The sequence below is a fragment of the Companilactobacillus keshanensis genome (assembly GCF_003946205.1).
GTDB lineage: Bacteria > Bacillota > Bacilli > Lactobacillales > Lactobacillaceae > Companilactobacillus > Companilactobacillus keshanensis.
The window spans coordinates 226,447-241,342 of the sequence record NZ_RHOS01000001.1 but is presented as its reverse complement, the minus strand read 5'-3'; the positions used below and the strand labels follow the sequence as shown (position 1 = coordinate 241,342).

Here is a 14,896-nt window from a genome sequence, read left to right as displayed (position 1 = left end):
TTAATATTTCACCGTATTGTCCTTTGGGTTTATTCTCTTTGTAAATAGAGTATAAGACCAAATGAAGTAAATTAATATGATTGGTACCAATATACAGGCGACAATCGTCATAATCGTCAATGTATAGTGAGAGTTAGCAGCAGTTTTAATTAAAATACTGTGTGCTGGGTTTGTAGCAATCATGACACGTGGGAATAATCCATTAAATAGTAGGACGATAACCATGCTTAGTGATAATCCACTACCGGCAAAACTCCAACCTTCTTTGTTCTTTAGCACACCATAGTAACCTAGGAGTGAGAAGACAACGATTAGAACTGTAATAAGTAGTGATGATGTAAATCTCTTAGTAAAGAAGTCTGTTTGGAAGAATACCAAAATTGCGAAGACTACTTCACCTGCAAAAAGAATTGGATAAACTATTTTATTTAAATCACGGGCACGATCACGAAGTGGACCGTCTAGTCTTAATCTGATGAAGTTTAAACCGTGAACTAGTGATAGTAGCACACCAGCAACACCACCGACTAATGAAAGCCAGTTAACAACATCGAAGAACTTAGGAAAGGCGTCACCATTAGCATTCATTGGAATACCTTGAACCATACTTAAAAGCATCATGCATAGTAAGAATGGAGGTAGAACACTACCGATGAAGAATGCCCAAAGCCAGATATTTTTACCTGTCTTTGTTTCAGCGTGTTTAGTAAATTCAAATGAAACACCACGAAGAATTAATCCTACTAGAACCAATAGTAATACATAATAGTAACCTGAAAATAGTGATGCATACCAAAGTGGTAATGAAGCAAACATTGCACCACCAGCGGTAACGAGCCATGTTTCATTTCCGTCCCAATGTGGACCGATAGATGACATTAAAGCTTCACGTTCATCTAAATTATGAGCAATCAATCTAGTTGCCATACCTACACCAAAGTCAAATCCTTCAAGGAATAGGAAAATCGCAAATAGAAGTCCGATTATTAGAAACCACAATATACTTAGTGTCATTTTTCAAAGGCCTCCTTTGCAAATGGATCAACATTTTCAATAGAATCCTTCTCTTCGTAATAAGGTCCATGATGAAGGGTCTTTCTACAGTACCAGACCATTACTCCACCAAGTAATGTGAAGAGACAGAAGTAAATGATATTACTGAATAGCAGACTGGCGACGGTAGATGTAGGAGATACAGCTTGGGCAATTGTGAATAATCCATAAACGATCCATGGATAACGTCCAAATTCTGTAATGAACCAACCAGCTGAATTACCAATAAATGGAACCCAGATACATAGCCCTAGTACTACTAAGAACCATTTCTTGTTCTCAATAGTATATTTATTCTTACGTGACCAAATTAATCCAAATAGTGCGACCAACATGATCAAGGCGTCAATACCTGTCATGACTCTAAAACTCCAGAACATAGTCTTAGGTGGAACGTAGTAATTCATATCTTTACCGAATTTTTTATCATATTTATTATGCATTTCGGTATTGATTGCATTCATGCCTTTAACAGATCCACTGGCCTTGTGATATGCCAAGATACTTAATGCTGCGGGAATATCAACTTGATGAGAAGCCTTGTGACCGTTAGCATCAATTGACTCAACTACTGTCCATGGGGCAGGGTCTTTAGTCGTCTTGTAAATACCTTCAGTAGCAGCAAATTTCATAGGCTGATCTTTAATAATTTGTTGTGTTTGAAAATCACCAGCAGCAGCAGATAGGATAGCAAAGATCATACTTACCCATAGTCCAAAGCGTAATGATTTTTTGAAGAAAAGATTTTCACCCTTCTTCTTTCTAAGTAGCCCCCAAGCACTCATACCAGCGATAACAACACCGGCAGTCAAAATAGCGGCGAGAATAACGTGAGGGAAGACTCTCCACAACTGTGGATTGCCAATCACGTCACCAAAATTAGTTAACTGGATACGTCCAGTAGAACCATTGATCTTAAAACCTGTTGGGTGTTGCATGAAACTATTGGCAGCCAAGATCCAAATAGCTGACAACATAGTACCAATTGAAGTCATCCAAATCATAAATGCATGAACACCTGGCTTGAAACGATCCCAGGTAAACATCCAAATACCAATAAAGACTGATTCAATAAAGAATGCTAGTAAAGCTTCAATAGCTAGTGGAGCACCGAAAACATCCCCCATAAATCTAGAATATTCGGACCAGTTCATACCAAACTGGAATTCTTGAATAATACCGGTAACAATACCTACAGCAAAACTTAATAGGAAGATTTTTCCCCAAAATTTTGCCATATCTAAATATACTTTGTCTTTTTTAACAGCATAGATAGTCTCCATGACGGCGACAAGACAACCCATTCCGATTGAAAACGGAACAAAGAAGAAATGAAAAACAGTTGTCATTGCGAATTGAAAACGCGCCAAAGAGACAATGCTTAATCCAACACTTAGCATGGTAAAATAGCCTCCTTATAACTTATTAAAAATCCCTAAATCTACGTTTATCATATGATTAATTAGGGTATTAATCAACAGAGAGCATTTGTTTATTATTTTAATTTTTACATAAAAAAATATCCCAAAAATCATATGATTTTTGAGATATAAAGTTAAAATATTTTCACATTCAGTTAACGCTTACTACGGCGCTTTGAAGGATCAAAATTACCTAATGCGTAAGGATTGTTGTTATTAGGGTTTTGTAATTGATTTTGTTGCGGATTTTGTGGTCTTTGTCCTTGTGAAAGCGGTTGATTAACAGGACCATTATTTGGATTGTTATTCATCCGATCGTTGAATTGGTTATTTGGAAATTGATTTTGCCGACTTTGATAAGAATTATTTACAGAATTTGGTGGAACAGATTGATTCTGGTTAAACTTGTTCATTGGGCGTTGGTTCGATTGATAATTATTTGGAAATTGATTTGATGAAAACGATCTTTGATTGGGTTGATTAGGGTTTGCACCAAAGTTTGGATTTTGGTTCATATTATTCTGATTTACATTATTAGGATATGAATTGTTTTGAGCCGGTTGATTATAACCATAATTTTGATTCTGGTTTGGATAAGGTTGATTCATATTTTGATTTTGATATTGGTTACGTTGTGGATTTTGATCAGGATATTGCTGATATCCATTATTACCATTATTAGGGTATTGGTTAAATTGACCATTTTGATTAGGATACTGGTTCATTTGATTATTTGGCATGTTATTAGGCATTTGATTGTTGTAATCAAATTGATTGTTGAAATTTTCTTCTTGTTCGTCAGGTTCATCTTCATCTGAAGCTGGATGCAAGACTAAGTCAGCGATACTTATGATCAAAACGATAGCACCAATGGCAATTCCGACCCAAGCCCAGATAATTAAGAAGTGAGTTCCGGGGATGTTAGCATTAAATAATCCCATCAAACCGCCTAGGATCAAGATAATGAAACTAACTACATCGGGAACGACACTGTAAGTACGATTAGTTAAAATATAGATGGCAGCGGCAATAATATATGTAATAGCCATTAAAATGCCAGCTGCTCCTCCAATATCTCCGGTACCTACTAAAGCTGCGATGAAGTTTTCAAATCCGGATCTAACCATTAAAACGATGGACAAAATTAATAGTAGACTACCGACGGATATTTTTGTGATTCTTACCATAAATTGATCTCCTCTTTCCTCACTAGTAATTATAGTTCATCGTGAATGAAATGATTAATTGGACCAAATTTATGACCGACGTCGATTTCATTTTTGATAGCTCTATAAGTGAATGTCTTTGAAATTCTGATAGCTTCTTCCATGCTTGAACCCTTGGCAATTTCGGCAACGATACTAGATGATAAAGTATCACCAGTTCCGTTAACGTGGTCTGTTTTTATGTAAGGTTCTGAGATCCAGAATGATTGACCATCTTCTAATAATACAAAATCTTCGACATAATCAAGTGAATCATCAGCGTGTTCGCCTTTGATCATGATATTTTTAGGTCCGAGATCTCTTAGTTTATGAGCAGCCTTTACTATCTCTTCTTTACTATTCAATTCTAGACCAGATAATTTCTTAGCCTCATAGAAATTTGGAGTAATCAGATCGGCCAGTGGGAAAAGTTCATCGATCAAGGTTTGATAGGCCTCTTCCTCTAATAGCATGGCACCATGTTTCGTAATAATAACAGGGTCAAGGACAAAAGTTCCGAAAGATCCGTCTTTTATCTCTTCAGTAACAGTGTGAATAATTTCAGAATCAGATAGCATTCCAGTTTTAAAAGCTGAAATTTTAAAATCATCTTTGATATCCTTGATCTGACTCTTAATAAAACTAGTAGGCATGTTGATACTGTCGTGGATCCCATAAGAGTTACCAGCAACAGCAGCAGTCAGTACGGACATTCCGTAAACTCCGCGAGCCATAAAAGTTTTTAAATCAGCTTGTGCACCAGCACTACCATCGGAGTCTGATCCAGCAATTGTAAGTACTTGAGTAAATTCATTCATAATTTTCACCAACCTATAAAATACCTTTTGTTGTTAATATTAACGTAAATTAACTTATTTGAGGATAAAAAGCCTCAATATTTTACAAATTACCTTGACCTTGACGTTGCGTCAATCTATATCATAAGTTTTGCTAGGAGGAAGTCATGGAGTATACAGTCAAACAATTAGCTGATTTATCAGGGGTCAGCGCCCGAACTTTACGATATTATGATCAAATTAATTTACTAAAACCCAGTTATATTACTGAAAAAAACTATCGTATTTATGAGAAAAAACAAATTGATCGACTACAACAGATACTGTTTTTCCGTTCCCTAGATTTTTCGTTAACGAAAATTAAACAGATTATGGATAATGCTGACTATTCTGAAATTGAAGCTTTAAAACAGCAACAACAATTATTGCTTGAACAAAGGCATCATTTGGACTCTCTTTTAACAAATATTCAAAAAACTATCGAACATTATCAAGGAGATAAAATTATGACAGATACAGAAAAATTTGCAGCATTTAAAGAAGACGCAATCAAAAATAATGAACAAGAATACGGAAAAGAGGTCCATCAGAAATATGGAACTAAGGAAGTCGAAGAGTCTAATAAACGATATGGCAGTTTAAATCAAGAACAATTCAAACGGATGCAAAAAATGGAACAGGATTTGATTTCTGATTTGAACATATACGTTAAAAATTCCAATTTAGATTCGAATCTTGCAGAGAAAATTTATCAAGAACATAAAGCTTGGTTGAGTTTTACTTGGTCCGAGTACAGCAAAGAAGCCCATCAAGGATTGGTTCAAATGTACGTTAATGATGAACGATTTGCTAAATATTATGATAATAAAGCCGGTCAGCCCGTAACTGATTTATTGAAAGAAATTGTTGATCATTATACAAAATAGACCGTAAGATTGTTGTAAATATGTAAATAATTCGGAAATTTCGTAAACTTTTCCTAAGTTCATGATATATTTAATCTAACCTTGCGTGATATAAGGGGGATTAAAAACGCATGAATTCAAGTAATAAACGTAAGTATCTACTTCCTGGGTTACTGTATTTAGTAACTTTTCTAGTGGTATTTACACTAAATCATTTTTCACTATTGACTGCCGATGATTATACATATCATTTTTTCTATGACGGACCATCAGTAACACCGCATACTAGAGCCTTTAACAGTTTGTTTGATATCTTTGCTTCACAATACAATCATTACTTTATGTGGAATGGAAGAATTCTGGCTCATAGTTTTGTGCAAATAATGATGCAATTTCCAAAATGGGTTTTTGACATCATCAATACATTTGTCTTTTTAGGACTAGTAATTTTAATAAAACAAATAACTCAAAGCTTGATAAAAAAATCGTTACCAATTTTTCTAGAATTTTTAGTTATTATTGCTCTATGGTTCTTTTTGCCACTACCAGGAACAACAATTTATTGGATTTCTGGTGCCGGTAACTATCTTTGGATGAGTATCTTCTATCTTAGTTTTTTGCTATTCGGTTTGAATAACTTAGAAAAGAAAAGTTCGACTTGGATGATCCTTGGTGCTATTGTTTTAGGATTCTTAGCTGGTACCAGTAGCGAAAATAGTGGCCCAAGTGTGGTTATTATGTTGGTACTATTTGGTATCTACTATCTAAGAGACTTCAAAAAAATCCGTATTTGGCATATTTTAGGCGTTATTGCCAGTATGGCAGGAAGCCTGCTGATTATTCTTTCGCCTGCTTCACAAGGTAGAGGAGATAAGAATTCCATTACTTTATTAGTAGTCAAATTTTTGGATATTTTGAAATTGATCAAAAATAACTCCATGCCACTGATGATAACCTTCTTAATTGTAGTTATTTTGACTTTAGTAGTCAGAGTTTTGAAAAAAGATGATTATGTTAATTTGATAATTCTCTTTATTGGATTTTTGGCCTCACTATTCTCACTGATGTTATCGCCAGCCGGCCCGCTAGAGATAGTTTCAGGATCATATCGTGCTTTCTTTGGACCATATGTTTTTATGATTATTATGATGGCCTATATGCTTTATCGAGTTTATCAACGCAGTACTGTCTTTGATAGTAATAGCATCAAATGGGGCATAACGGCGTTATCACTGATTGTCTTTGCAATAAGCTTCTCAAAAGCCTATTCAGATATTCATTCTGACTATGTTATCCAAACAAACAATATTCAAAAAATCAATGCAGCTAAAGCCTCTGGTAAGGATAAAGTTACCATTAAGATCTTACCTAATTTGGAAAATGCTGGTAGAACTAATCAGTATAATTCAATCAATTACACGGCTAATACTTTGGAAGATCCAGCTTCTTGGCTCAACGTCTGGATGGCTAAATATTATGACATTAAGAGCATTCGTGGAACATTTAAATAGTCGCCTATGGCGGCTTTTTTTATTGAAAAAAATAATAACAAAATATGAATTTGTATTTATAAGATATTCATTTAGAATAAGGATAAAGAAATAGAAAAGGAGACTTGAATATGATTGGTTTTATCGGTGCAGGCAGTATAGGTGGTGCAGTTATAACTGGATTAGTTAAGAATGGTTATGATGCAAGTGAGATCGTCGTTAAAGGTGGCAGATCTTCACGAACTAAAGAATTAAAAGAACAACTTGGATTCCAAATTGTTTCAAAGATCAAACAATTATCTGACACAGATGTAATTTTTATTGGTGTTGGGGCCAATGCTTTGGACAGTGTTTTGACTGAATTAAAAGATATGGTTGATGGTAAACTGGTTGTTGCCTTTACTGGAACAGGAACTGTAACCCATCTGAAACAAGTTTTGGAATACGACAAAGTAGCACACGCTATTCCCAATACTCCTGTAAAAGTTGGAGCTGGATTCACAGGTATCACATATTCTGATAAATTTACTCCTGAAGACAAAAAGAAAGTTGCTTCTATTTTGGGATACACAGGACAATTGGTAGAAGTCCCTAGTGAACAACTAGGTATTCTTGGAACGGTTGCCGGGTGTAGTCCAGCCTTTCTTGATCTATTTATCGAGGCACTCAGTGATGCTGGAGTAAAGCATGGTCTCAGCAGACAATTGGCCTATGATGCAGCTATAGGAATGGCCATTGGTGCAAGTAAGTTGGCTAAACAATCTGATCTTAATCCATCAGCATTAAAGGATGAGGTAACATCACCAGGTGGTTCTACAATTAAAGGTGTTGCGGCCTTAGAAGAAAACGGATTCCGTAACGCCGTTATAAAAGCCGTTGATGCAGCTGAAGGTGAATAATATTAAATTAAAGTCTGAAGTCGCGTAATATTTTTTTACGTTGAGTTGAAGACTTTTTTTCTACCCTTGAAAAGTTTTTCCATTTGAAATTCCATAATTGTGTTTTTAAAAATGTTCCTCTATGAAGTGCTTTTAGTAAGGGCGCTCCAAATATTAACCTGTAGATAAAATTGGGTGTACTCATTGTTGTTATGACTTCGATTTTTACTTTTTTATTCAGATTTGTTTTCATTGAATCCGCTTGATATAGTAAATTTTTAGCATAAACTTTATCAATGAATCCTTTAGTCATAGCGGGCATAACTTCCCACCAAACAGGAAACATAAAAATTATGCGATCGGCTGTTAAAAGGCGCTCTTGATAGTTTTTTACTTGTTCATTAATGGTTTTTCCTCTACGCCAGTTTATTAAATCTTCAGCAGACATTACGGGATCAAATTTATCCGCGTGAAGATCTATCAAGTCTACTTGATTATTCTGTTCATGTAATTGTTTGATGGTAGATTTTAATAAGGCTGCAAGAAATGAGCGGTGATGAGGCACATTTTCAGAAGCACTTGCGGTATATGGATGATCAAATATAATAACTGTTTTCATAATTATTACCTCGTTTTAATTTGTAAACTTAGTCTATATGAGGCCTTGGAAAGCAGCATTAACAATTGTTAATTTGAAATGGTAGGCAGAAAAATGCATGATAATTTGTCGGAATATTTAAAAATTAAATTACCAGATATTGAAAAAAATTGGGATAAATTAGAGAAATTCTTTGTTAAAAGTAACTTTGAGAAGGGTAGTATTCTGTTAGATGAAGGGGATATTGCTACAGAAATTTATATTGTTATTAGTGGGGCACTTCGGTTATGGCATAATGACGATGGACGTGATATTACTATGCAATTTTTCTTTGAAAATCAAATGGTGTCTTCTTTTGAAAGCTTTTACTTGGGAGAACCTAGTGGATTTTCTATTGAGAGCATAGAAAACACTGAAGTTTTAATGTTAAGTAAGAAAAACTTTGATCTGATAAGACGCTTATATCCTTCAATTGAACCTGATGTTACTAGTCTTATATGTGAAAGGTTCATTGAATATAGAAATATCTTCTTTTCACAGATACAATATTCTCCAGAAGAGCGTTATAGAGAATTAGAAAAAAACGAACCGGAAATTTTAGAACGCGTCCCGTTACATTTTGTCGCTTCTTTTTTAGGAATAACGCCAGTATCATTGAGTCGTATTCGCAAACGAAAATTATAAAGATTAAATTTTGATATGTTTTGTATAATAATATAGAATTAAAGAAATAAATTTGAGGGGTTTATAGTAAATGCAAAGAAGAAGAGCCTACCGCATTGCTATTTTAGGTATCCTGATGGCGATTATTTTCGTTCAATCATTGGTACCTTTTTTGGGATTCATTCCAACTGGATTCATTAATATAACAATCATTCATATAACTGTAATTGTTGCGGCAATTGTACTTGGTCCAAAGTACGGATCTATCGTCGGTCTTGTTTGGGGATTAGGTACGATGATACGGGCCTTTACTAGTCCAACATCAATTATTGATACGATGGTATTTACCAATCCAATCGTTGCTATTTTGCCAAGAATAATCGTGGGATTAGTTGCCGGATACCTGTATCTAGTGTTAAAAAAACACTTTAAAAAAAGAATTGTTGCTATGGGGATCGCTGCTGCAATGGGATCTCTTACCAATACGGTACTTGTTTTAGGCTTGATGCGATTCATGTATGCTAGTGTCTTGTCTCAAGCTTATGCCACACAAACTGATTTATTAAATAGGCTGTTGTTAATTATCGTCGGAACTAATGGTATTCCGGAAATGATTGCGGCAATTATTATTGCTCCAGCGATTTCAACAGCTATCTTAAAAGCTAATAAATTTTTAGATTAAAGAGGCTTGATCAATGAGAATCAATGTTTTGCAACATACACCCAATGAGGGTCCTGGCGCCATAAAGGCCTGGGCACATTTACATGGACATGAAATTTATGTTTATCATCCTTACGCGTTTGGTGGAATTTTACCTAACGCTGAAGAGACGGACATGTTGGTTATTCTTGGTGGACCAATGAGTCCTAATGATAATATTGATTGGATCAAGAATGAACGAGAATTGATCAAACAATTGTTAGATAAGAATACGCCAATGTTTGGTGTCTGCTATGGGGCACAGCAAATTAGTAAAACTCTGGGTTATTCTGTTAGTAAATCACCTGCTAAAGAAGTTGGCTGGGCACCAGTATATCTGCAAACACAAGAAATTCCAGAGATCCCAGATAAAATGATGGCATTGCACTGGCATGAAGAGATGTTTGATGTCCCTGAAGAGGCGAAATTGTTGTTCTCCAGTGATTTACTGAAGAATCAAGGATTCGTTATGAATCATCGCATTATTGGCTTACAGTTTCATTTTGAGGCGCAAACTGCTGATGTGAAAGAGATAGCCGTTAATGATGGTGATTATGCTGTTGGATCGCAATTAAATCAGACATCAGAAGAAATCATGAATTATTCTGTCCCTGAAGAGAACAAGATCGTTCTATTTAAACTATTGGACTATATTACAGAATAAAAAGCATCCCAAATTTTTTGGGATGCTTTTTAAAATTCTATATTAGTTTTTTGTTTCAATGGTTGTCTTTTTAGGATCAATTTCTGGATCATCGAAAATAATATCGTCAACAGAAGCAACTTTGATCGTTCCACTTATAGGGTTTTTGATGCTCATAACATTTGTTGTGATATCAGCATCAATATTTGAGCAGTATTCAAATGCCAAATCTGTTCTCAATACTTTACAGTTGACCATCTTCAAGTTATCCAAGTAGCAAAGTCCTTGTTCACTTTCAATTGTACAATTGATCAAAGTAAGATTCTTTGTGTTCCAAGCTAGATATTCACCACTGATTTTTGAATCGTAAATCGTAACATTTTCACAATTCCAAAATGCATCTTTTGAAACGAAAGTGGAATTGTGAACTTCGATATTTTTAGCACCGTCGAAAACATAGTTACCGACAACATCAATATTATCAGCATAAATATTTTCACTGTTCATACCAAAATAGTTTCCGTTGATTTGAACGTTCTTTAAATTGATATCTTTACAACTCCACATTGTTTCTTCTGCGTCAGCAAAATGAACGTTTTCTAGTTTGATCTGACTAGCGCGTCTAAATAATTTAGGTGCTTGAAGGGCAGAATCTGTTATTTCAATATTATCTGTGTACCAAATTCCTGAACGTGACATTGTTTCAAAAATTGATTTTTCAACTTTAATATTCTTTGCGTACCATAATGGGTACTTCCACTTAAATACAACATCTTTTAAATCTAAGTCGTGTGTTTCTTTAAGAGGAGATTCACCTTCACCAAAAGTTGTGTCGTTGATCTCTGCATCATGTTCTTTAAATAGAGGACGTTCACCGTCAAAATATCCTTCTGAAATTAATTTTTTCATTTGTTCCACCTTTTTCTTTTTTATTTAATCCATTGATTGCAACTCGTAAAGCTCTGAATAAAGTCCGCCAGCCTTTAGTAATTCGGAGTGTGTTCCTCGCTCAGCAATACGACCGTGACTCAAAACTAGGATCTGATCGGCATCTTGAACCGTCGATAGTCGGTGAGCAATGGCGATAGTCGTTCTGTCATCTCTCATTTTGGATAATCCACGGGTAATACTTTGTTCAGTTTGAGGATCGATATTAGCAGTAGCCTCATCCAAAATCAGAATTTTCGGATTGCGGACGATAGTTCTAGCAAATGAGATCAACTGACGTTGACCGGTGGAGAAGCTACTGCCCCGTTCAATTACTTTGGCATGGTATGTATCAGGAAGTTTTTCAATAAATCCATCGGCATCAACGAATTTAGCTGCTTGTTTTACCTGCTCGTCCGTAATGCTGTCGTCATACATACGAATGTTTTTAGCAATATTACCGTAGAACAAGTACGGTTCTTGAATAACTAAACCTAGTTTTTGACGCAATTCTTGTGTCGAATAATCACGAATATCCTGGTCATCAATCAAGATCTGCCCCTCACCAAATTCATAAAATCTCAGTAAAACGTTAATAATTGAACTTTTACCGCTACCAGTGTGACCAACTAAGGCCAAAGTTTGGCCGGGATTTACTGTAAATGAAATATCTTTTAAGATAGGTTCATTTGGTACATACCCAAAAGTAACGTGACGAAACTCAATTTTTCCAACCTCGATTTTTTTTGTACTGTCTTCTTTTTGGACAGGACTAGTGGTCTGATTATCGAACAACTTCATGATCCTGTACCCGGCAACCATTCCATCTTGAAAATAGGACATGTAATTCATAACGTTGGATAAGGGATTGAAAAAGTTTTGCTGGTAAGAGATAAAAGCGTAGATAACACCAGCGGCCACGATAGTATGGGTACTTTCTAATCCAAAACCACCTAATGAAATTACTTCTGATAATGTAAACATCAATGTAATGGTTGGATAAAGTAAGAATGAGTTTACGTTTATCATCTTGTTTCTTTGACTAAAATACTGATTATTTTTGTGCTCAAATTCTGTGATCATTCGTTTTTGCTGACCGAATTGTTGGATAATGCTGATTCCCATTAAGGATTCATTTAATTTAGTGTTGATTTGACTTAAATATTCACGCAAACGTTGATAAATTTTAGAACTTAAACGCTGATACAGCCAGATCAACAAGTAAAGTGCTATTACGAATAATGCCGTTATAATAGCTAAAGTGACATTGACGGACACCATCGCCACAAAGGCGGAGATAATTGAGAAAACTGCTACTAAAATCATTAAGAACAGTGTCCAAAAATCATATAGTGTTTTGGTATCATTAGTAACTCTTGAAACAATCGAACCAGCCGGTGTTTTATCGAAATAATCCATACCTAATGTATGTAGTTTACGAAATAACTGACTACGGATCTTTTCAAGAGTTCTTTCTGCCCCCATTGAGAAGGCGAAATTTTGAATGAATTGAACAACAGCTTTAATTAATGTTCCAATGAAGTAAACAATTGCAAAACCAACAATTATTTGAATGCCTGTATTTTGATGGACTAAATAATTATCCATATAGTATTGCAACAATCTAGGTAAGATTATATTGATAACACTTAATCCGATCGCAAAAACAATTGCCGTGATGAATTGCTTTTTAAACGCCCAAGCAAAGCTGAATAATCGTTTCAAAATATTTCGTTGCTGTTTTCGAGAAAGAGCAAGAATATCGTTAATTGTTTCTTGTTCTTTTTTATCCATGACTATTTAACCTCCCTTCGAGTTCAGCATTTTTAGCTTGTAAATTGAAGGTATCGTAATACCAATTTTTATTAGCTAACAATTCTTGATGTGTCCCATGTTCAATGATAGTTCCGTGATCGACTACTAAAATTTGATCGGCATGTTCAACTGAACTTAAGCGACTGGCTGCAATAATTGTTGTTCCATTAGACCTGTTTTCAGCAATACGCTGTTCAATATTTCGTTCTGTTTTAGAATCAACTGCAGATAATGAATCATCCAAGATCAATAGTTCAGGATCACTCAAAACAGCCCTAGCAATTGACAAACGTTGCTTCTGTCCACCTGATAACGAAACACCTAGTTGACCAACCTGTGTGTCGTAGCCTTCTGGCATATCGTCAATATCATTGTCTAAATCAGCAATGTGAGCAGCAGCTATGACTTGTTCCTCCGTGGCATCAATGTTAGCAAATCGAATATTGTCACGAATATCTGTAGAGAATAGGAAATTAGTTTGTGGAACATAACCGATCGTATCTAAGTAATCATCAAGTTTAAAGTCACGAATGTCGTGATTGCCGACGGTTATCTGACCGTTGTAATGGTCGAAATCACGCATCAATAGACTGATGATAGTTGATTTTCCCCCACCAGTTGGTCCAACAATACCCATAGTTTGACCTTCTTTTAGAACAAAACTGACATTATTTAAGGCAATTGCCTTGTCATCTGGATAATGGAATTTTTTCATTTCAAAATCTAAAGGACCATTTGGAGTAGTTTTAACTTCATGTCGTGGTGTTACTAAAGAAGATTTTTCACCTAGTAATTCAGTGATTCGATCATAACTAGCTGAACCACGTTCCAAAATATTGAATAAACTACCAATAGCAAACATTGGCCAAGTCAGTTCAGCCATATACGTAATGAAGGAAACAAGTTCACCAATAGTGATTTGAGAATGAATAACTGCCAAACCACCTAAAATAATCGTAATAACATAAGAGATACCCATGATGATCGAGGTTAATGGATCAAACATAGCATCTAAACGATAAGATTTTTTATTGGCTTTAATATTTTCAGTAACATATTTATCAAAGTCAGCTTCGTCTTGTTGTTCTTGACCTAGAGCTTTTAAAACCTTAATACCAACAACACTTTCTTGTGTTTTGTTGTTGATGCTTGAGAAAGCCGCTTGAGACTTCATGAAAGCATCATGAATTTTGTTACCCAAGACATTAGCCATAACGGCCAATAAAATCAGTGGCAAAATTGCATAAAGTGTCAGTTTCCAGTCAACAAACATACCCATGGCAAAAATCATTGATAAACCAGTTATCAATGAATCCGCTAGAGTCAAAACTCCAGGTCCAGCAACTTCACGAACAGCGTCGATATCATTGGTAGCGTGGGCCATCAAATCACCAGTTCGCCATTTTTTATAAAAAGTAGTATCCATCTTCATGAAATGATGAAATAGACGATTGCGTAAATCACGTTCCAAAACGTAAGAACTACCAAAAATCATTTTTTGCCAAAGAAACCTGAGAAAATATCCCAAAATGGCAACTAAAAGTAATAAACCCAAATTCATAATTAAAAAATTAATAGTTAATGTTTTTTTACTTACAGCATCAACTACAACACCGACAATACGTGGAGGTACCACATTACAAGCGGCAACTAAAAGTAGAGCCAAGACTCCAAAAGAATACTGCCTCCAACGGTGTTTAAAAAACCAACTCAGCCGAGAAAAAATCCCCATATTATTTCACCCATTATTAATAAATTAATTCATTTTTAACTCTACACCTTGAAGTGGACTCTAGGGCAA

Annotated in this window: 14 protein-coding genes; 6 read left to right on the top strand and 8 right to left on the bottom strand. The window is 35.2% G+C overall.

Going from position 1 to position 14,896, the window contains the following annotated elements:
- From cydB to thiD, 4 genes are all read right to left on the bottom strand, one after another.
- On the bottom strand, window positions 1-1,014 hold the full coding sequence (cydB, locus tag EKM64_RS01185) for a cytochrome d ubiquinol oxidase subunit II (RefSeq protein WP_125674750.1): 1,014 nt from the start codon (window positions 1,012-1,014) through the stop codon (window positions 1-3).
- Window positions 1,011-2,453 carry a cytochrome ubiquinol oxidase subunit I gene (locus tag EKM64_RS01180; protein ID WP_125674748.1) on the bottom strand — a complete coding sequence of 481 codons (1,443 nt, stop codon included), beginning with the start codon at window positions 2,451-2,453 and terminating at the stop codon, window positions 1,011-1,013. Before EKM64_RS01180 ends, cydB begins: the two co-directional genes overlap by 4 nt.
- A 176-nt stretch (window positions 2,454-2,629) precedes the next feature.
- Complete coding sequence (locus EKM64_RS01175; RefSeq protein WP_125674746.1) at window positions 2,630-3,661, bottom strand: hypothetical protein; 1,032 nt, start codon at window positions 3,659-3,661, stop codon at window positions 2,630-2,632.
- A 29-nt stretch (window positions 3,662-3,690) separates the two neighbouring features.
- On the bottom strand, window positions 3,691-4,500 hold the full coding sequence (thiD, locus tag EKM64_RS01170; protein ID WP_164505266.1) for a bifunctional hydroxymethylpyrimidine kinase/phosphomethylpyrimidine kinase: 810 nt from the start codon (window positions 4,498-4,500) through the stop codon (window positions 3,691-3,693).
- A gap of 143 nt (window positions 4,501-4,643) precedes the next feature.
- On the opposite strand from thiD, the gene EKM64_RS01165 reads away from it, so the two are divergent.
- The 3 genes from EKM64_RS01165 to proC all read left to right on the top strand — a co-directional run bounded on the left by EKM64_RS01165 (window position 4,644) and on the right by proC (window position 7,770).
- Window positions 4,644-5,402, top strand: coding sequence for a MerR family transcriptional regulator (locus EKM64_RS01165; protein WP_125674742.1), 759 nt, complete (start codon window positions 4,644-4,646; stop codon window positions 5,400-5,402).
- A gap of 110 nt (window positions 5,403-5,512) precedes the next feature.
- Entirely contained in the window at window positions 5,513-6,892 is a 1,380-nt protein-coding gene (locus tag EKM64_RS01160; protein ID WP_125674740.1) for a DUF3329 domain-containing protein, read from the top strand.
- A gap of 110 nt (window positions 6,893-7,002) precedes the next feature.
- A complete protein-coding gene (gene proC / locus EKM64_RS01155; RefSeq protein ID WP_125674738.1) occupies window positions 7,003-7,770 on the top strand; it encodes a pyrroline-5-carboxylate reductase in 768 nt (255 codons plus the stop codon).
- A 7-nt stretch (window positions 7,771-7,777) separates the two neighbouring features.
- On the opposite strand, the gene EKM64_RS01150 is transcribed toward proC, so the two are convergent.
- Window positions 7,778-8,368, bottom strand: coding sequence for an NAD(P)H-dependent oxidoreductase (locus EKM64_RS01150; RefSeq protein ID WP_125674736.1), 591 nt, complete (start codon window positions 8,366-8,368; stop codon window positions 7,778-7,780).
- Between the two features lie 78 nt (window positions 8,369-8,446).
- On the opposite strand from EKM64_RS01150, the gene EKM64_RS01145 reads away from it, so the two are divergent.
- From EKM64_RS01145 to EKM64_RS01135, 3 genes are all read left to right on the top strand, one after another.
- The gene (locus EKM64_RS01145; protein ID WP_225420919.1) at window positions 8,447-9,031 is read left to right on the top strand and encodes a Crp/Fnr family transcriptional regulator; all 585 of its coding nucleotides are present in this window, start codon (window positions 8,447-8,449) and stop codon (window positions 9,029-9,031) included.
- A 70-nt stretch (window positions 9,032-9,101) separates the two neighbouring features.
- The gene (locus EKM64_RS01140) at window positions 9,102-9,692 is read left to right on the top strand and encodes an ECF transporter S component (RefSeq protein ID WP_125674732.1); all 591 of its coding nucleotides are present in this window, start codon (window positions 9,102-9,104) and stop codon (window positions 9,690-9,692) included.
- Window positions 9,693-9,705: 13 nt separating this feature from the next.
- On the top strand, window positions 9,706-10,374 hold the full coding sequence (locus tag EKM64_RS01135; protein ID WP_125674730.1) for a type 1 glutamine amidotransferase: 669 nt from the start codon (window positions 9,706-9,708) through the stop codon (window positions 10,372-10,374).
- Between the two features lie 42 nt (window positions 10,375-10,416).
- Here the strand turns inward: EKM64_RS01135 and EKM64_RS01130 are convergent, their stop codons facing one another.
- Genes EKM64_RS01130 through EKM64_RS01120 form a run of 3 tightly spaced genes read right to left on the bottom strand, consistent with a single transcriptional unit; the run spans window position 10,417 to window position 14,827 of the window.
- Window positions 10,417-11,262, bottom strand: a complete 846-nt coding sequence (locus EKM64_RS01130) for a DUF3737 family protein (protein ID WP_125674728.1) — start codon at window positions 11,260-11,262, stop codon at window positions 10,417-10,419.
- A 24-nt stretch (window positions 11,263-11,286) separates the two neighbouring features.
- On the bottom strand, window positions 11,287-13,074 hold the full coding sequence (locus EKM64_RS01125; RefSeq protein WP_125674726.1) for an ABC transporter ATP-binding protein: 1,788 nt from the start codon (window positions 13,072-13,074) through the stop codon (window positions 11,287-11,289).
- Window positions 13,067-14,827 (bottom strand): ABC transporter ATP-binding protein, encoded by a 1,761-nt coding sequence (locus tag EKM64_RS01120; RefSeq protein ID WP_125674724.1) that lies wholly within the window; start codon window positions 14,825-14,827, stop codon window positions 13,067-13,069. The genes EKM64_RS01125 and EKM64_RS01120 overlap by 8 nt, the downstream gene beginning before the upstream one ends.
- Between the last annotated feature and the right edge of the window lie 69 nt (window positions 14,828-14,896).

Coding starts and splice junctions, on each gene's coding strand:
- cydB (WP_125674750.1), bottom strand. CDS start 1,014: ATGACACTAAGTATATTGTGGTTTCTAATAATCGGACTTCTATTTGCG.
- EKM64_RS01180 (WP_125674748.1), bottom strand. CDS start 2,453: ATGCTAAGTGTTGGATTAAGCATTGTCTCTTTGGCGCGTTTTCAATTC.
- EKM64_RS01175 (WP_125674746.1), bottom strand. CDS start 3,661: ATGGTAAGAATCACAAAAATATCCGTCGGTAGTCTACTATTAATTTTG.
- EKM64_RS01165 (WP_125674742.1), top strand. CDS start 4,644: ATGGAGTATACAGTCAAACAATTAGCTGATTTATCAGGGGTCAGCGCC.
- EKM64_RS01160 (WP_125674740.1), top strand. CDS start 5,513: ATGAATTCAAGTAATAAACGTAAGTATCTACTTCCTGGGTTACTGTAT.
- proC (WP_125674738.1), top strand. CDS start 7,003: ATGATTGGTTTTATCGGTGCAGGCAGTATAGGTGGTGCAGTTATAACT.
- EKM64_RS01150 (WP_125674736.1), bottom strand. CDS start 8,368: ATGAAAACAGTTATTATATTTGATCATCCATATACCGCAAGTGCTTCT.
- EKM64_RS01145 (WP_225420919.1), top strand. CDS start 8,447: ATGGTAGGCAGAAAAATGCATGATAATTTGTCGGAATATTTAAAAATT.
- EKM64_RS01140 (WP_125674732.1), top strand. CDS start 9,102: ATGCAAAGAAGAAGAGCCTACCGCATTGCTATTTTAGGTATCCTGATG.
- EKM64_RS01135 (WP_125674730.1), top strand. CDS start 9,706: ATGAGAATCAATGTTTTGCAACATACACCCAATGAGGGTCCTGGCGCC.
- EKM64_RS01130 (WP_125674728.1), bottom strand. CDS start 11,262: ATGAAAAAATTAATTTCAGAAGGATATTTTGACGGTGAACGTCCTCTA.
- EKM64_RS01125 (WP_125674726.1), bottom strand. CDS start 13,074: ATGGATAAAAAAGAACAAGAAACAATTAACGATATTCTTGCTCTTTCT.
- EKM64_RS01120 (WP_125674724.1), bottom strand. CDS start 14,827: ATGGGGATTTTTTCTCGGCTGAGTTGGTTTTTTAAACACCGTTGGAGG.